At 53.3% G+C, this 1,227-nt stretch carries 1 pseudogene; it reads left to right on the top strand.

The window, feature by feature from the left end:
- A pseudogene (locus KP814_RS32580) lies at positions 1-1,227 on the top strand (type IV secretion protein Rhs); the annotation flags it as partial.

Below are 1,227 nucleotides of genomic sequence, written 5' to 3'. Positions count from 1 at the left end.
GGTGACGCTGCCGGACGGCGATGTCGAGCGCTTTGAAGTCTCCGCTTCTCCTCGCTGCAATACCTATACGGCAATGGAAGATGTTGAGCTGGCGTTTAAGCCGGTTGGCGATACTGCGTCCACGTTGGAAGCGTTGGATGATGCGTCTGGCCGCTATGTGAATGGCAAGCTGGTGGAGAATGACACATTTTCCCGCGCTCTGGACCCCAGCCGCTACCTGCTAACCACTCAGGCCGGCTACAAATATTACCTGAAGCAAGGCGTTGGCATAGAAAAAGTGGTCGATCCCAATGGCCACACCCTGACTTACACTAACGATGGGATTTTCCACTCCAGCGGTAAGGCGGTGCGTTTTACTCGTGATAGCCAAGGTCGCATTGTCAGCATGACCGATCCTAATGGAAACGAGCTGACTTATACCTATGACTTYAACRGTGATCTGGAAGCCAGCACCGACMCCATGGCGGCGCAGACCAGCTATACCTACAACCGCTCTCACGGTTTGCTGGATATCATTGATCCGCTGGGCCGTAMGATAGTCAAAAACATCTATGACGATGCAGGTCGTCTGATGGCGCAGGAAGACTCCGAAGGCAACCGTACTGAATTTGATCATGATATCGAAGGACGCCAGTCCGTAGTGACGGATCGCAACGGCAATACGACCTTCCTGTATTACGATGATCGCGGCAATGTCACCTCCAAGGTCGACGCGGAAGGCCATACCTGGTCCTACGCCTATGATGATCACGGCAACCAGTTAAGTGAGACAAACCCGCTTGGTTATGTCAGTTCCGCGACATTTGATGAGCGCAATAACCAACTGACGCAAACGGACGAACTGGGCAATACGGCTTCGTTCACCTACAACAAACGGGGACAGGAACTCACGATTACCGATGCGAGCGGGGACGCCTTTACTAACGTCTACGACTCTATCGGCAACATGTTGTCGGTCACGGACCCACTGGGGAATGTCGCTGAAAATACCATCAACCGTGACGGCCTGGTGGAGAAGAGCAAAGATGCCCTGGGGAATGAAACCCAGTACACCTATGACAAGGACGGGAACAAGCTTACCGAGGTTAATGCGCTGGAGCAGCGCACCATTTACACCTATGACGACAACGGCAATGTCCTGTCGGAAACCCGTAAGCGTACGGTGGATGGCGTCAAGGTCGATGAAACCACTCGTTACGTCTACGACGCGCGTAACCGGGTTATCGA

Origin of the sequence: Hahella sp. HN01 (assembly GCF_018986435.1) — a bacterium.
Classification (GTDB): domain Bacteria; phylum Pseudomonadota; class Gammaproteobacteria; order Pseudomonadales; family Oleiphilaceae; genus Hahella.
This window is presented reverse-complemented; position numbering and strand designations above follow the sequence as displayed.